Origin of the sequence: Qipengyuania sp. Mu-71 (assembly GCF_036867055.1) — a bacterium.
Lineage (GTDB): Bacteria > Pseudomonadota > Alphaproteobacteria > Sphingomonadales > Sphingomonadaceae > Qipengyuania > Qipengyuania profunda.
Map to the genome: position 1 here is coordinate 326,950 of NZ_JBAJHR010000001.1, position 15,674 is coordinate 342,623.

Genomic DNA, 15,674 nt, shown 5'->3' on the forward strand with positions numbered 1-15,674 from the left:
GTCGTCAGCATCGGAGCCCCCACCCGCTCCGGATCCGCTACCAGGTGAGCCACCGCTGCCGATCGAATTGCGATTGTGATCCGTTCCCGAATCCGGCCCTCTTCCAGACATTATACTTCTCCCTTGAAAGGAAGAATGATGTCCGGTGCGCACGCGCGTCAACCGCGAACATGTTCATTTCAGCGGAATACTCAGTTGACCGAAGCAAAGAGAGGAAGATCGGCTGTCGGTTCCAGCCTGCGATCGATGACTGGCTGCCTGGCCAATTCACGCATGACGTTCCACATGACCGAATCGAGCAGCGAGGGGCGCGCTCCGATCAGCTCCGCAAAAGCGAGGAATGCTTCCTCCATGGCGAGATAGTGACGCTCCACCGTCCAGCCGGGCTCGAAGAGGCCCATATGTTCGCAGGCGCGAACGATATGAATATCGAGGATGGCGACCAGGTCGCTGTCCCGCCAGTTGCGCACGACCCACGACGCCGTCTTCGGGCCAATTCCCTTGAGGGTCATGATCCCGTCGCGCAGAGCACGATCGGGAAGACCCTGGTCGATCTCCGGCAGAGCCTGAAACGAAGATGCCAGGAAGTGCGCCTTCTGCCGCGCGAACCTGTAACGCACCTTCCGCCCCCTGACCTCGAGCGGCCTGCTCAGCAGATCCAGCACAAAGCCCTCATCCGCCAGGGCCTCATAAAGTCCATCGCATTCGGATCTAATGCGCTCGTAAGCGGCGATACCGACTTCGGCTGGAATGCCGTAGCCACCCAGAAGGCAAGCGATTATCTCGTCCTCCAGAGAGTTGCCGAGCTTGTAATGCCCTGGTGCCTCCAACCCCCACATCCAGGATTGCGCCGCCCAGTAGGCCGGCGTCTTGGGATGGTCATGCATTCCCCATTGTAACTCCGAAATGCCGACCCCGGTGGACGCGGGAGGCAAGCGCAATTCGAGGAATGCCTCTTCTTTCAACGCGTAGACGATCTGGTCGGTTGAGAGGGCTAAAGAATGCATATATGCATATTATATGCATTCCGATTCGGCAGCAAGAAGTCTTCTGGAAAAGATGGAGCGCGCCCGCCTGGCCCGTCGATTCACCCAGCACGCGGTCGCGGAGCAGCTCGGAATAACGCAGCCGCATTACAGCAAGGTCGTGCGAGGAACCGCAGCTCTTACGAATGGCATGCATGACGCTATTGACGCATGGCTGAACCAGTATCCTCCGCCTCCGGTGCAGCGCGCCGATGAACTCATGCGTCTCACGCGTCGGATCGAGCGCGACGTAGCCAAGCTTAATCGGTTATTGGCGCAGGAGGGGCGTCGCCCGCAACGCCGCGCGCTAGCGTCGGAAGAAGGACCCTAATCGGCCCGTGACAGCCAAGCGCCTGGGGTAGTTTAGAAGGTTGCAGGGCCGCCGAACTCAGTCAGCTGCTCACGTCGCCGTCGTCCCGCCTTCGGCGTTTCACACATCAGGGAAGGTTTCCGCCTCCCTCGAAATCGGTCAATGCGTCACAATTCATGCAGTGATACATCCAGGATGCGTCCTGGAAATGCATCCCGCAAAAGCAACCGCAGAACGGGCAGCATTCGTCGATCTCCAAGTCTGCCCAGTCCCAGACGCCGACATACTCGGGAACCGCATCGCGGTCGTAGCCCACAATCTCGAACGCGTCCGCGTTCTTGGCAACGAAACCGAAACGACCCGCGTGTGCGAGATCGGCAAGAATATCGGCCGGTTGCAGGTAGAACCATTCCCGCGCCGCGACCTCGCTACCTCTATTCACATTGGCCAACGCATACTTGGCATGCAGACGAGCCTCCATCACAGCGTCGGATCCGTCATCAATCCAACCGACCAATTTGAGCTGCCGCGAGTTTCCGGTCTGCAAGGCGCGACCGCGACCCTGCGGGTTGCGTGATCGCCCGATCTTCATTCGCCAATCAGCGTCGTTCTCTTCCAGAATGAAATAAACCGCCATTCGCGCCATCTAGCACACAACCAGACGTCTGCGAGCCGTGACCGCAAGACGCGGCTAGCAGTTCGCTTCCCTCGAAGGCGACAGCGGGCTCGCCTTGGGAAATCGTAGCACCTTCGACGCGCTCGGCGTGCTGGGCGGTCAGCCTTCAGGCGTTTTCGTCATTTTTCGACTGGGCGACGCCTGGATCTAGCCATCGATAAACCGAGGACTGTTTTTACGGAAATTTCGGGATTGAAGTTCATCTTGGAAAGGAAAACAAAGAGATGGAAGATATGGCCCGTAAGATCGATGCCCACGATGTCGCAGACTGGTTTATCAATCGGATCGACCGAAGGATGGGTGAAGTCATCACCACCGACGTTGTCCACCGGCTCCTTTACTTCGCACAGGCCTGGTATCTGGCCAATACCGGGCACGAAATGTTCGAAGAGGAATTCGAAGCCTGGGGCACAGGTCCCATAATTCCCGCGATCTACGAGCGCTTCGAGCACATGGATGTCGCGAGCCTACCGGACATCGAGAACAGCCGCACGATCAAGGGTAGCAAACTCGAGATGCTAGAATGCATCCAGAGGGATTATGGCTGCTACATGCCGTTCAAGCTGGACGAACTCGCCAAGGAGCCGGGCGGCCCCTGGCACACCGCTCGAAAGGGCCTCGCACCTCTGGCACCCAGCGACAAGATCATCCCCAAGGCCGCCATGAAGAGCTTCTACAGGGAGAAGATCAAGGATGCCGCATAACTCCGAGAAGGGCCGTATGCGCACCGACCGGCAAGATCCCCGCCCATCCTTGGGGTCATTAGAAGATCATGAAGGGGTAACGGTGAGTTTCGCCCATTACAGGGCAGAGACGGAATGCCTTTCGAGCTGGAACAAGGCTGATCTCAAGAGCTTCGTCGGAGTGGTCGAGAAACTGCGAACGATGGATGTCACGACACTTCGAAATTCCAGCCTTTGCTCTCCGCATCGAGGCGAAGTGCGCCCGGCGAAGCGATTTACGAGACCCGACACGATCGGGAAGGACTACCGAATGCATGAGATCCGAGTGGATCGAAGCAACACTGCACGAATGCATGGCGTGATCGAGGAATCGGTGTTCTACCTTGTCTGGCTCGACCGTAAACATGAGGTGTTTCCCTGGAGGAAGAACAAGAAGTGAGTGCAATTTTCTCTCACATTCACGCATCTCCAAGGTCATGTGGCCTGTATGATTTCTGCTAGCGTCACGTGATGCGCCAACGGATTGAGCAAATCGCGGACTAGTCGCGCCTGACTTGCGTGTATGGAGTCAGAGGGGCCTTTGACCTCGACGAACCGAACCTCGTCGGCGCGCCAGAGCGTGAGATCCGGCCAGCCCGCCCTCAGGTCGTAGGGCGCAGAAGAAAAACGATCCGCAATGGCGGCGAGGCGTTCGTTGCCGAGCGCCTTGAAGAGGCCTTCCACGCCATCCCACCAGACGCCCGGATAGAATGCAGGGGTTTCCCCTGAACGCTTGGATATCAGAGCCCAGTTCCTTCGCAGTTGCCCGATGTCCGCTCGCCTGACGCTCGCCAGCAGATCGCCGATGGCATATCGATCCTCATCGAACGCGACGTTCTGCGCATACAGCGCCTCGATGTAGGTGTCGGCGTTACGCTCCGCCAGCCTAGCGAAGGACGCGGCCTTGATAACCGTGAGGATCAAGCCTCCTTCGGCTGCGGCCCCGCTCCACCCTCCATCGAGGTAGTGCTCTAGCGCGGCATTCTCGATCGACGTCCATTCGCGGAAGGCGGCACTCCTCCATAGCTTGTTCTCGCCCTTTTCAAGTTCGACGACCTCATGCTTCATGCCGAACCGGTCAGCCTGCTTCTCCAGACGTCTCTTGCGCGGTGGCTTCGTCTTCGACGTCCCCCCAACTGCGCGCCGCAACTTTTCCGAACGCCTGAAAACGCCGACCTGAGGGTCAAGCAACAGCGCGCTCTCATACGCTTCCAGCGCTTCGGCATCGCGATCCAGTTTCTCGAGTAGTTCGCCCTTGGCTCGAAAGGCTCTTGCACGAAGCCAATCAGCGTCGGTGCTGCATGCCACGGCGAGGCCCTGCAGAATCGCCGCGATGTCTCCGGACGCAGCGTCTGGCCCGGCAAGCTCGATGGCTGGCTTGATCACGTTGAGGTCACCGCGCCCAATCCGAGCACGCTGCCACTCAGTGGCATTCACCAATCGACCGGTGAAGTCATAAGCCGCGCGATCCCCATCCTCCGTGACGACGTGAACCAGGTCAGCATCGGTATCGAATTCATAGCCGGCTACGGATACGGGTTCCGGATCCCATCGGGCGAGTTCCCGTCCCGCATGCACATCGAACAGGATCAGCTTGCAACTATCACTGCTCCCCGGAGAATTGAGCGTCCGGCAGATCGCCATCCTTCCGTCAGGAGAGAGTGCGTGATCGTTGATGTTGGCCGCTAAGACGTGGTGTAGAAGCTGCTGTCCCTCGCTCGAGAAGCCAGCGAGCACTCCGTCGAGCCCATCCCCGAACAACCAGTCGCTTATCAATACCGTGCCGTCGTCTGCGACCTTACCGTCCTGGGGACGCTGAAGGTTGCCTTGTGCAATCAGACGATCGCCCTCGAGCAGGATCCATCGCCCCTCTCCGTCATACCGGTGGCCGCCCCTACTGCCATCCGGACTGCGATCCGACCAGCCAACGACATAACGGCCATTCGGCGAGCGGGAAAACTGCCCGAAAAAGCCAAGATCTCGTATGGTGAGAAACCGATCGGAGAAGAAGTCAAGCGCGCAGCGCGTAGGGTCCTTGGGTTGCGGGGGAGGGGCCCGCGGGGTTTCCGCTGTCGGAGCAGATGCAAGTTCGGCGAGCCTGCGCCAAAGACCTTTCACGTCGACCATCCCGCTCGCGTGCGAAAACTACTCACAGCCGACACCATCGCCATCGCGATCAAGGTGCCTGGCATATCCCGGGTCGCCTCTCCTGACGGGTGCTGCCCCCGCAGCACGTGCCGCGGCGCAATTCGCATAGTATACAGCCCCGCTTGCTGGCCGACGCTCCCGTGCTTGCGAGGCCTGAGCGCGGTGGCAATGACGACCACCGTTCTTGCGATCATTGTGACATCCGTCGGCCGCGAGACCTCCGGGATGGGCCGAAGCGGCGGCCGCCCACACAAGCGAAGCAACTGCGATCACCAGCGATCCGAACATAAGCGTTGCGACCAGCCCAAACTCCAGCCGGATCAACCAACCGCGCTTTTCGCTCTTCCGATCGCTCCAATCCCTCAGCGACATTCGTGCCTCCCCCAATACCGGTCCCACCGAGCGGCCCAACCTCCGCGAACCATAGCGCATGATAAATCACCGGACTTCGGCGAGGTGCACCATGCGCCTGTCCGGTCACCTCCTGCAGAACCGGTCGAAACACATCGCATCGGAGGACCCGCTACGAGGACATGACCGTGGCGCCCAGTGCCGGTGGGGCGGCCGATCAAGTCGACCAATGCGTCGCGCGCCACCATCGCATCGGCTGCGGGGCAGGGGTGACCATCGGAACAGGAGCCGTCGAGCTCGCGGGCTGCAATACCGGCGAACCGGATACGAGGACCTTCCTGGCACCATACGGGGCCATCGCCGTCCCACACGGCTTCGGGGGTGCAGGTGAAAGCCTCGCCGGCCGGCACACTGCGGCTGCGAGAAGAAGAAGTGCCGACATTCGAACTTCTTACCGGACCTTCCGATCCATTCAATGGCCGTCGCATCGAGGCGCGGTGAACGCGCGCGGTCGCAGACGCCCGACAACCCTCTTGGGGTGGAGGGGAGTGGAATGAGCCAAAGTTTGCAGTTGTAATAGTTAGGAGTGGAAAAATGCCTGAACCGGACTTTGCCGGTATCGAGCCGACGCGCGTGCCCGAGGCCAAGCGCAGGTTAGCCGCCATAGACAAGTATCTGAGCTTGCCGTCTCCGACCGGCGAGGATGCCATTCGCCTCGCTCGCTCGATCGGGATAACGCGTTACCAGTTTCAGCGGCTGGTCAAGGCATGGTGCGAACACCGGAATGCGAAGATGCTCGTAGTGACCAAGCGGGGAAGAGCGACGCGCAACTACGGCATCGACCCACGTGCCAAGGCGATCGCGACCGAAGTCATCGAGGCAAGCGGCGCTGATGCGCAACTGACGAAAGTGGCGCCGATCGTCGAACAGCGTTGCGTCGAAGTCGGAGCCAAGCCACCGTCCCGCCCAACGATCTACAACTGGATACGCCAGCGACATGCCCAGGCCGCGAATGCGGAGGGCGCTCCCCGCATCGTGGTTGGCCGAATGTGGCCGCGGTTGGTGGTGAAGGCGCATCCCGATGCCTTTCCACTCGTCCTTGTGGCTGTAGCGTTGCCGGAAAAGTGCATCCTCGCCCATCGTGTCTCCTTTGACCCGGCACGGCCGGCCTCTGTCAGGGACCTGGTCGATGAACTGCTTCGTAAGCGTTCGACGAAGGCGATGGCCCGGCCACTGCTTTTAAGTCCGAATGACCTAAACGAGGCACGCCCATCACTGGGCATAGATGGCCTCGATGACTTGAAGAGCCACCCGCGGTCGCTCCAGCGGATCATGTCGCAGACCTTCGGAGGCGCGCTGGCGGATATTCGCGTCGTGTTTCAGATCCAGAAGGCGTTGAAGACCTCCGCGGCCAACCTCTCCCGGCAGGACGAGGCGATCAGTGAAGATTTCGCAATGGCGACAATCGACCAGGCCGTCAGCGATCACAACCGCCGTTGCGGATCCAACCAGGTTTCCTTCGACATTACCGTTGGCTGAGTCCCAAGCGAAGGCCGTCCGGTGTGAGGTGCGATTCATTGTAGCTCGGCAACCATCTGAAGTAGTTCGAGCACATCCGCAGGGATCTTGCTCAGGGCGTCGGAAGCTAGAGCCTGCTTCTCTCGCATGACCTCATCATTATACTCCGCTGCCTTGATGGCGAAATGGGCCTCAAGCTCCGAACGCGACCATGGGGTCATATCCCCGTTCGGAGGCAGGGCATCTCCGCGCAACGTCCTTGCCGGTGTCAGGGTCAGGAGACCAAGCTTGCCGCCCACCAGCTTCTTAAAATATCGACCGAAGCGAGCGTCGCTGTCTGCGTGTTGGACATTGCCGGCAATGGCTGCGTCAAGGCGCTCGACAAGCTTGGCAGTCGCTTCCTTGTCGAGCCCGGACTTGATTTCCACCTCGGTCAGTCGCGTTGCCCAGATCGGTGGGGACAGATCGTCAAGTTTCGCCAGGGCATCGCGAGCCGCTCGCTGATAGCCTGGGAGCGCTACGGCGCTCTCCGCGACATGCCAGCCGAGTATCATCCGCGTGCCCACGTCGAGAACGACGAACAAGATCCAAGGCCGACCATCCCCCTGCGGGGCGCTGATAGCCGAACAATCGAAGCGCAGAGCGTGACCTGCCTCGCCCGTAGCCTTGACGCGCCGAATCTCTGTCTCGACGATACGGCGCAAGACCATTGGGCTCGGCACGGAGGTTGGATCAACTCCAGCTGCTTCGACCATGTGGCGGGTCAACTGCGCGACAGACGCATCGGCGTGGGCGCGAACGACCTTACCAACAACGGCTTGAAGAGCGTTCACGACCTCGCCTTTGGACGGTCGAGCCCGAGCGGACGCGCCTGACCCTCGGCGCACCGCGAGAGATCCAAGCGATGGGTGGTCGCGCCAGGCAGCCGCAAGCCTGTAAAAGCGACTGATGCTCACGTTCGCAGTTCGGCATGCCTCTTCAATGTCGAGTTCACCGTCGCGCCACCCTTCTATCGCATCGATCCGACGTCGCGCCAGATCGCGCCGGGAAGGTGATAGTAGCTTCCACTCCTCTTCATCAGTAGCCGGGAGCGAGCTGGGCAGCGACACCGATGTGCCGCCTTTCATGTCTCGCTTGCCACCATATGACAGTGGCGGGCGAGCGAAAATGCTGACGTCAGTTTTTCATCCATACCTGCCGGGGTAACATAAAAATTCTACATGCCAATGCGAATCTCCTTGCTTTTCTAAAACGCACTTTCTAAATGCCAACGCACTAAGGGAGTTGTGTGTATGAGCATTGAGATCGAACCACCGGCGAACAAGAGGAAGCCGAAGGGTGAATGCCCGTTCGCTGATAGCGAGCATTCAGAGCGCGATCATGATCGCGGATCTGCCGAGCGGAAAAATGCGGAACATGGGCACACGAACTACGTTCGGGCGGATCTCACCGCTACGCGAGTTGGTTCAGCCCGCTCCATCCCGCCGATGCCGCGATGGAACCGACACCCGAGCATCTCGGCGATGCGTTCGCGGCGCACCTCCCCTTGGCGGTGGACCCCGGTCAGCGGGAGGTCCGTGTCGTGACCATCAGCCATCCGCAAAGATCTCAGGCCATCCCCGATCTTCGGGATGAAGCCCAGCCAGCGGACGGTCGCCGGCTTGTTCGGACCGGCACTGGCGAGACCGATAATCCTCCGCTCGGCCACATCGTGGTGTTCCGCCACGGCGGGACGGAGAGACCAGTGGTGACGCGCGGAGGTCTCCATCTGCGTTTCCGCATGCCTTCGGTGAAGACCGGAATGACGGAAGTCGGCGAGGGAAGGGGAGAGGAACTGCTCGCCATGCAGTGCGAGGTCGATGGCAACATCGTCCAGTTCAAATGCCATCCCTACAAATTCGACATCGCATTCGGCGGGCCACGTTTCACCTATCGTCCCGATCTCGCGATCCTCTACCGCGATGGTCGGATCGAGATCGTCGAGGTCAAACGCACTCCGGACGATCTCAGCACCGACGACAAGGTCAGCTTGGCGAGAGTTCGGGAATTCGTCCGCAGGTGTGGCTGGGAGTTCTCCATCCGCTACCTCGAGGATATTCGCGGTTCGAGATGGCGTGAACACAACGTCGCCAACATATTCGGACGTCGCGCGATGGCGCTGACCCACGATGAGAGTTCGCGAGCGCAGGCAGTCCGAGCGAAAATGCAGCAGGTGAGATGGGGCGACCTGATCAGCCTCGTCGCGCCGCATGATCGCAAGCACGGCAATGCGGTCGTCGAGCGTCTCATCGCCGGCGGACTGTTCACCGTCGACTTCGATAAGCCATTCCACGACCGCACCATTCTAAGTCCCACGCCGATCGTCGCGTCGCGAGCGCTGCCGGGATTTGAAGGGATAGCAGCATGACAACACCTCTCGCCTACCTTCAAGAGAAAGGGGATCCCGTCGAGATCCTCGCCCGCGATTACTACTTCGAACGCGTCGATCCCGACCACGCGGTCACATATCGTGCCCCCTACGGCGCTTCCTATCCCGACTTCATGGTCGATGACGATAACGGACATCCCCGCAAGCCCACCACGGCTGAGATGAATGCCATCTTCGCACAGGACGGCATCATCTTCCGCTCGAAGCCCTCCAGCAACGAAAGCCGGCGGCTTGCGCGAAACATGGAACTGGACGCCGAGCAGTGCCGGACGATGGACGCGAAATCGCCGCTGCGGGTCGCGATCAGCCTCTTCTGCGACGACAACTGCGGCTCCCTGTCCGACGACGCCATGTTTCCGGTCATCCGGCGAGCGATCGCCCAGCCGGAAATCATTGCACTGAATCCCACGGGCTGGGTTCCGCATCCCACAACCGTGCGCGAATGGATGCGAGAGCGAGGGGAGCCAGGGAGACGCAAGCCCCGCGATGGCGTGTCGATGGCCGGTCGCTACCTGCGCTCGATCGTCAGCAGACACCCGGTCGAGCTGATCCTCTATCACATCATGTCCGCTTGTCTCGCGAACGATCAGAATCAGATCCAGAGCTTCTACGATTGCTACGTCGCAGACCTGTGGAAGGTCAACAATGGTAAACCACTCGACCGTCCGATGCTCATCGAAGGCGAGGACGGAGCCTGGAGCGTCGGCGACGAGGCCGCAGAATATCCCAGGCCGTCGACACCCTATAAGGCCGTTCACTACACCACCTTCTGGCGCCGGGTCCGCGATATGCGCACCCCGAAGCTCTTCGGCCTCGCGACTACCGAGAGGGGAAAGCGCGCTCGCTACGGTGGTGGTGGGTTCAGCGAGCGCCCGTCCTTCGGTTCGCTGTGTGAAGCCGACGAAACGCCCGTCCCCAACGTCTTCCTCGTCGATGACGACACCGGCATCGGCATGGGCTCGGCCACGATGTCACTGATGGCCGAATGCAGCACAACGGCATTGGTCGGATGGGATCTGTGCGCCGAGGCGGCTTCGAGCGCCTCCCTGCTGCGCACCGTCAGGCACGCCAACTCGATCAAGGAGGTTCCCGCTGATCTGCTCGAGAAATTCCCGGACCTGCCTTTCGTCAGACTCCGTCCCGACCGCATCAAGGTCGACAATTCCGCAGGCGCGCACTCCCGTCATTTCGAGGACGCGTGCGCGGAAGCCTACATCCAGGTCAACTTCACCGGGAAGGAGCATCCCACTCACAAGGCGCTCATCGAAAGAACCATCGGGACAATGCTCCAGATGCTGTTCAAGAAGTTGCCGAGCCACAATTACGACATCGAGCTGATGCGCAAGTTCGGATTTAATCCGGACAAGCAGATCCTCTGCACAATCTCCACGGCGCGCGACCTCCTCGATCGGGCATGCTTCACTTACAATATCCAAAGGCACGAAGGCCTATGAGCCGGCAACCTCTCCTGATGTGGCGCAAGGCCACCGCTACTCGCGCGCCCAATGTCATCGCGGATCTCGACGAGTTCGATCGCAACATGGGCTGCGTGAAGTTCGACGCTGCCGTCTACGCGACCGGGGTCGTTTTCATGCACAACCGGTATTCGTGCCATGAAATGGGTGAGATCGTCGGGCTCTTCGAGCGCGGCGCCATTCCCGAAGGAGACGTCACACCGAAGCAGCCCCGCAGGAACCAAAATCCGCACCGCAAGGTCACCGCACGTGGCAAGCTGAAATTCGATCCAGATAACCTCGGGGTAGTCCATCTCTGGATCCCATTCGGCGAGCACAAGCGCTGGGTAACGCTCAAGTGCGACAATCCGGACATGGAAGGCGTTCCTGTCTGGTTGCACGAGAAGTGCATGGAGCTGGCGAACATCGAGGCCGACGAATTCTGCTCTAAGGAGGAGCAGGCGGTTTTCCGCGCCAAGCTGTTCGACATGATCTCGAACGTGAATGAGAAGGCGTCGGTGAAAAACCGCCAGCTCCTCGGCCGAGCCTTGGCGGATAAATCGACGGCGGCGTCACTGCGGCGCTACGTCGAACTCACGCCCGAGGAAGTCGAGGACACCGCCGCCGTCGCGACCCGGACCGATACCGACTCCCAGGACATCCAGGCGCTGCGCATCTCGATCCACGACGACCGCGATTTCATCTCTGTCGACGATCTCGTAATCGCAGTCGATGACTGGTCGATCTCGCTCGGCCTGTGCGATACCAACCCGCTAGAGCGCCTCCTCCTCGAAGCAGCCTGAAGCATGCTCGCTCTCGCCGATATCTCGCAGGAACTGCTGCGCAGGGAACGTTCGACAGACGAGGCTCCTCGTCGGCTGCTCTATCGGGACAGGGTTTCCTTCTCCTTCAGAGACGGGGAATCCCTGCGAGGCGGCATGGCCCGAGCCTGTGAACTCGCCGGCGCGCCGAACAGCTGGACGGTCCTGCGGGAAGTCGGGCTCAAGCACCGAAATCGGGTGCTGGTGTCCGAGGATCCCGACATCGATATCGGCGCACTCGCGGAGGCGCTGGGCGTCACCCGCGAAGAGGTAGCCGCCAGACAATATCCCGAAAAGGAGAACGGAGCCCGGGAATACTTCGGAATGATCGTTTCGGCAGGCAGCATCGAAAGCCGTGCAAGGAGATATTCGCCGACGTTCCTTCGTGACCGTGGATATCATCTCGCTGCTTGGGAGCTGAAGTTCCTCCCCTTCTGCCCGGTGACCTGGGACATGCTGCTGCAACACTGCGATGCGTGCCGATCACAGCCTCCGCAGGCGCAGGGGTGGGTCAGGACGCTCACGCCCGTCGATCGTTGCGACGAGTGCGGGAGAAGGCTGGCCGACAGATCGACGTCGAACGTATCCGAGGGACTGCGGCCAGCACTCGAGATTATCTCATGTCTAGTGCGCTGCACGGAGAAGAAACGCGCGTCAGTATTCGACTTACTCCCGAGTGATCTCGGGAGGGCTGATCCGCAGGCACTGCTTGACGTTATCTTAGGGCTAGCGAAGCATATGAAGCCCTCGCCCACGGAAGAGGATAGTGACCCGCAGGTGATCCGCCTCCATCGAGCTTGCAAAGCCGTCCAAAGCTGGCCGACTGGTCTGGATGACATAGAGTTCAGTGCGTCACCCACAGGCCCGATCCTTCCGCCGCTAATGCAGACCTACGCAGCCTTGGGGGCAGAGTCGGCTATTGATGCGGCCGAGGCGGAATACGCGAGCATCAGGGCAATGAACCACTCAACTTGTGGCGACGAACTCGATCGGATCGTCGGGCTAAGAGAGGCTTCTGCGATTTCAGGGTTGGAAGACGACACGCTTCGCGCCGCGTGGGAAGCGTGCCTGATCACCCGGAGGTATCGCGCTCATGGTAATAGATTGCTTCCCGCTTTCCAGGTGCGAGAATTGCTGGCATTCGCTGAAGCGTGGAAAACCCGAGTGAGCGCATCATCGGTTGCCTCGCGTTTCGGGCTTCCGACATATGCCATCGAGCAATGCGTAATACGGGGGCACCTCATCCCCACCGCGCTCAGCCTGCCGGGATCGGGCTACTTCTTCTCTAAACAAGCCGCCGATCGCTTCTGCGATGAGACATCTCTGAAGCAGCCCGCACCTCACGTTGCGACGGTCGCTTTATATGATCTGATGCGACTGGTCTCGGGTAGACTGAAGCCCTGGGGTGACGTCCTGAGTGCGGTAGCGCTTGGCCGAATTTCGGCAAAGCTCGAGCCGGGAGATGATAATCAGTTAGCCAAGCGGCTTCAGATCGACGAAAGTTCCGCGAAAGATCTCATCGGAAAAGTGGCCGCCAAGGGGGCGCCCTCTTTGTGCGGCTTGTCATCTAAGATCTGCCAATCCGATGCTTATGAAGTGTTGAATTGCTCGGCGACGAGTTCCGGCATGCTGGACGGTATCGCCAGCACGGGCATCAATCCAAAGCTATTTCCCCTTGAGCTTGTCGCCAAACGTGCCGGAGAGGTCGTGGCAACCTCGGAGATAGCGAAGCATCTCGACCTGGATCCGACGCGGACCTCGCGCCTCCTGAGTGCCGCGCGGGTCCGAGAGATCGTTCCGGGTGGTTGGGACCGAGTTCATGCTTTCGAACTGATCAATCGGGCAACGCTGATGCGCGACGCACAACTCTCGTTGATTTTCTAACTTACCCCTTGGCCACGTGCCTCTGCGGCCAGCCGCCGGATTCCCATTGCCTCCCCGATAGATGGCGCACTTTGGATGCGGAGGGTGAGCGTGTATCTGCAGAAATAGGTTGATCTGAGGGAAAACTACTGCAATCGGCCCCAACGCGGTTGTGAAAACATCCTTTGATTCCAGTTGGAATCTGAGGGGTTCTCAGTGCAATCTGATATTCCCGCGCAACCCGCGAAAGTGCCGCTTTAGCTCAGTTGGTAGAGCACATCATTCGTAATGATGGGGTCACAGGTTCGAGTCCTGTAAGCGGCACCACGACTTCCGCCTCACCCCATCGCCGCGCGACTTCTCCGCGCCGTGAGCGTCCCTCGTTGGGGCGTTCAAGATTCAGCATGACATTTCGCGTAGGGGGATGGTAAGGCCTTGCTTACTACAAGGAAGAGGCCCGGATAACGGGCCCGGCGGATCGCTGACTAAATCGACGAGTGCATGTACTGTGCTGTTGGGGGGCGATCTGAATGGGCTTGGGCCAGCATATCAACACGAGTTTGAATAGCGGCCACGGCGCCGCTTTCCGCCGGGCACGCATGGTCCTGCTCGCCGGGGCGGCCGCGTTCGCGCTGGCCAATCCCGCCTCGGCGCAGGCGCAAGCGGTGCCGAGCCGCGGCGAGCTGACCCCGCCTCAGGCACGCGAGCCAGTTGCGTCGCCCACCACGCTGACGATCGACGGGGGCATGGAGCGTTCGCCCTGCGCGCTCGACGCGCCCGATCTGGCCGACATCACGGTGACGCTCAACTCGGTGCGCTTCACCGGGGCGGACAAGGCGCCCGAAGTCGACCTCACCGGAGCTTATCAGGGCTATGTGGGCCGCGAACTGCCGATATCGGTGCTGTGCGATGTCCGCGCGGCGGCCAACCAACGGCTGCAACAGGCGGGCTACCTCGCCACGGTCGAAATTCCCGCGCAGCGGCTGTCCAATGGTGACGCGGAAATGCGGATCGTGTTTGGCCGGGTCACCGCATTGCGGGTGCGCGGCGATGCAGGGCCATCCGAGCAATTGGTGGCGACCTATCTCGAACCGCTGACGCAGGATGCGGTGTTCAACACCAAGCGGGCCGAGCGCTATCTGCTGCTGGCCGACGACCTGCCGGGAGTCGATGTCCGTCTCTCGCTGCGTCCTGCAGCAGGCGGAACGCCGGGCGATCTGGTCGGCGATATCGCGGTGATCCGGCGGCGCGGAACGCTCGATCTCAATGTCCAGAACTTCGGCTCCAAGGCGCTTGGCCGGTTCGGCGGGCTGCTGCGCGGCGAGGTCTACGACCTGACCGGCCTTGGTGACCGGACCAGCGTCGCGCTGTTCTCCACCGCCGAGTTCGAGGAGCAGCAAACCGTCCAGCTCGGGCACGATTTCGCGATCGGCGGCGATGGCCTGCGGATGTTCGGCCAGTTCACCTACAGCTGGACCGACCCCGATCTCGATCTGCCCGGTCTCGATGTCGAATCCGAAACGCTGTTCGCCTCGTGGGGGCTGTCCTACCCGATCCAGCGCAGCCGCAGCACCTCGCATATCCTGAGCAGCGGGTTCGATTACGTCGACCAGGACCTGACGGTGAACGATTTGCGCCTGACGCGCGACCGGGTGCGGACGGTCTTCCTGAGAGTGGATTCGCTCTACGCCGATCCCGACAGCATTGCGGGCGTCAATGGCTTCAGCGCCTTCGAACCCCGGCTTGGGGCGCGCGGCGCGATCGAGCTGCGCCAGGGGATCGACATCTTCGATGCCACCCCCGATTGCCGCACCGATCCGCGCACCTGCCTTGCGGGGGGTGTGGCCCCCAACCGGATCGAGGCCGATCCCACGCCGCTGCTGGTGCGGTTCGAAGGTGAGGCCGATTACCGGCCCATACCCGATCTGCGCTTCTCGCTCGGCCTGAATGCGCAATTCACCCGCGACCCGCTGCCTGCTTTCGAGGAGTTCTCCGCGGGCAATTATTCGCTTGGCCGCGGCTACGATCCGGGCAGCATCCTCGGCGATAGCGGCTACGCGTTGTCGTTTGAAATGGGCTATGGTTCGCTGGCGCCCGACGGCCCCGCCAAGCTGGCTTGGGAAGGCTATCTCTTCACCGACATGGCGTGGACCTGGAACGAGGACCCGAGCCGTTCGCCGCTCAATCCCGATCGCCTGTGGTCGGCCGGCGGCGGTATGCGCTTTGCTTATGGCAGCGCGCTGCAGGCCGATGTGGCGGTCGCGGTGCCGCTCGAGAAACCCGATTTTGCTGCCGATCGCGGAGACGTGCGCGTGCTCGTTTCGCTCACCACCCGCCTGCTTCCCTGGAGGTTCTGAC

Annotated in this window: 14 protein-coding genes and 1 tRNA gene; 10 read left to right on the forward strand and 5 right to left on the reverse strand. The window is 60.8% G+C overall.

Annotation, left to right across the window (positions count from 1 at the left end; translation table 11 throughout):
- Positions 1-191: 191 nt before the first annotated feature.
- Complete coding sequence (locus V6B15_RS01625) at positions 192-1,007, reverse strand: 8-oxoguanine DNA glycosylase (RefSeq protein WP_082835505.1); 816 nt, start codon at positions 1,005-1,007, stop codon at positions 192-194.
- A 13-nt stretch (positions 1,008-1,020) separates the two neighbouring features.
- On the opposite strand from V6B15_RS01625, the gene V6B15_RS01630 reads away from it, so the two are divergent.
- Entirely contained in the window at positions 1,021-1,356 is a 336-nt protein-coding gene (locus tag V6B15_RS01630; protein ID WP_334199778.1) for a helix-turn-helix domain-containing protein, read from the forward strand.
- Positions 1,357-1,462: 106 nt separating this feature from the next.
- Here V6B15_RS01630 and V6B15_RS01635 read toward each other — a convergent pair whose 3' ends face one another.
- Positions 1,463-1,972 (reverse strand): GIY-YIG nuclease family protein, encoded by a 510-nt coding sequence (locus tag V6B15_RS01635; protein ID WP_063505053.1) that lies wholly within the window; start codon positions 1,970-1,972, stop codon positions 1,463-1,465.
- A 272-nt stretch (positions 1,973-2,244) separates the two neighbouring features.
- Between V6B15_RS01635 and V6B15_RS01640 the strand changes: the two genes are divergently transcribed.
- Together V6B15_RS01640 and V6B15_RS01645 are read left to right on the forward strand one after the other, a co-directional pair.
- Positions 2,245-2,715 (forward strand): Panacea domain-containing protein, encoded by a 471-nt coding sequence (locus tag V6B15_RS01640; RefSeq protein ID WP_157726781.1) that lies wholly within the window; start codon positions 2,245-2,247, stop codon positions 2,713-2,715.
- Positions 2,705-3,133, forward strand: coding sequence for a hypothetical protein (locus V6B15_RS01645; protein ID WP_094062563.1), 429 nt, complete (start codon positions 2,705-2,707; stop codon positions 3,131-3,133). Before V6B15_RS01640 ends, V6B15_RS01645 begins: the two co-directional genes overlap by 11 nt.
- Positions 3,134-3,168: 35 nt before the next feature.
- Here the strand turns inward: V6B15_RS01645 and V6B15_RS01650 are convergent, their stop codons facing one another.
- Together V6B15_RS01650 and V6B15_RS01655 are read right to left on the reverse strand one after the other, a co-directional pair.
- The gene (locus tag V6B15_RS01650) at positions 3,169-4,860 is read right to left on the reverse strand and encodes a VRR-NUC domain-containing protein (protein ID WP_094062564.1); all 1,692 of its coding nucleotides are present in this window, start codon (positions 4,858-4,860) and stop codon (positions 3,169-3,171) included.
- An 18-nt stretch (positions 4,861-4,878) separates the two neighbouring features.
- Positions 4,879-5,313, reverse strand: coding sequence for an excalibur calcium-binding domain-containing protein (locus V6B15_RS01655; RefSeq protein ID WP_332461748.1), 435 nt, complete (start codon positions 5,311-5,313; stop codon positions 4,879-4,881).
- 513 nt (positions 5,314-5,826) lie between these two features.
- Between V6B15_RS01655 and V6B15_RS01665 the strand changes: the two genes are divergently transcribed.
- Positions 5,827-6,771, forward strand: a complete 945-nt coding sequence (locus tag V6B15_RS01665; protein WP_094062565.1) for a hypothetical protein — start codon at positions 5,827-5,829, stop codon at positions 6,769-6,771.
- A 35-nt stretch (positions 6,772-6,806) separates the two neighbouring features.
- Here V6B15_RS01665 and V6B15_RS01670 read toward each other — a convergent pair whose 3' ends face one another.
- Positions 6,807-7,583, reverse strand: a complete 777-nt coding sequence (locus V6B15_RS01670) for a hypothetical protein (RefSeq protein WP_146029769.1) — start codon at positions 7,581-7,583, stop codon at positions 6,807-6,809.
- A 662-nt stretch (positions 7,584-8,245) separates the two neighbouring features.
- Here V6B15_RS01670 and V6B15_RS01675 point away from each other — a divergent pair.
- From V6B15_RS01675 to V6B15_RS01700, 6 genes are all read left to right on the forward strand, one after another.
- A complete protein-coding gene (locus tag V6B15_RS01675) occupies positions 8,246-9,157 on the forward strand; it encodes a hypothetical protein (protein WP_103022265.1) in 912 nt (303 codons plus the stop codon).
- On the forward strand, positions 9,154-10,632 hold the full coding sequence (locus tag V6B15_RS01680) for a DDE-type integrase/transposase/recombinase (protein WP_063511386.1): 1,479 nt from the start codon (positions 9,154-9,156) through the stop codon (positions 10,630-10,632). Before V6B15_RS01675 ends, V6B15_RS01680 begins: the two co-directional genes overlap by 4 nt.
- A complete protein-coding gene (locus V6B15_RS01685) occupies positions 10,629-11,435 on the forward strand; it encodes a hypothetical protein (protein ID WP_334199779.1) in 807 nt (268 codons plus the stop codon). Before V6B15_RS01680 ends, V6B15_RS01685 begins: the two co-directional genes overlap by 4 nt.
- A gap of 3 nt (positions 11,436-11,438) precedes the next feature.
- Positions 11,439-13,337 carry a hypothetical protein gene (locus V6B15_RS01690; RefSeq protein WP_103022268.1) on the forward strand — a complete coding sequence of 633 codons (1,899 nt, stop codon included), beginning with the start codon at positions 11,439-11,441 and terminating at the stop codon, positions 13,335-13,337.
- 230 nt (positions 13,338-13,567) lie between these two features.
- Positions 13,568-13,643, forward strand: a tRNA-Thr gene (locus V6B15_RS01695).
- 272 nt (positions 13,644-13,915) lie between these two features.
- Positions 13,916-15,673, forward strand: coding sequence for a ShlB/FhaC/HecB family hemolysin secretion/activation protein (locus tag V6B15_RS01700; protein ID WP_334199780.1), 1,758 nt, complete (start codon positions 13,916-13,918; stop codon positions 15,671-15,673).
- Position 15,674: the final 1 nt, after the last annotated feature.